The sequence below is a fragment of the Vibrio sp. 10N.222.55.C6 genome, from assembly GCF_041473395.1.
Taxonomy (GTDB): Bacteria; Pseudomonadota; Gammaproteobacteria; order Enterobacterales; family Vibrionaceae; genus Vibrio; species Vibrio crassostreae_C.
In genome coordinates this window covers 1-290 of the sequence record NZ_JBFRSD010001173.1, presented here as the reverse complement: position 1 = coordinate 290, position 290 = coordinate 1, and the positions used below count along the sequence as shown (strand labels likewise).

Annotated in this window: 1 protein-coding gene; it reads left to right on the top strand. The window is 47.9% G+C overall.

The window, feature by feature from the left end; all coding sequences use genetic code 11:
* Window positions 1–290: MFS transporter (locus AB4486_RS28055; protein WP_372120100.1), on the top strand; the 290-nt coding region annotated here is incomplete at both ends.

Below are 290 nucleotides of genomic sequence, written 5' to 3'. Positions count from 1 at the left end.
TTGACGCTCAGCGCCTTTGCTATTGGAACAACGGAGTTTGTGATCGTGGGGCTACTCCCGACCATGGCCTCCGACCTAAATATATCACTGCCTTCAGCAGGCTTGCTGGTTAGCCTTTATGCACTTGGTGTTGCCATTGGCGCCCCGGTTTTAACGGCTTTAACAGGAAAGTGGAATCGTAAACACGTATTGATTACCGTCATGTCACTGTTTGTTGTCGGTAACTTAGTTGCATGGCAAGCACCTGGATATAACACCCTGATTATCGCTCGTATTTTGACAGGTTTAGC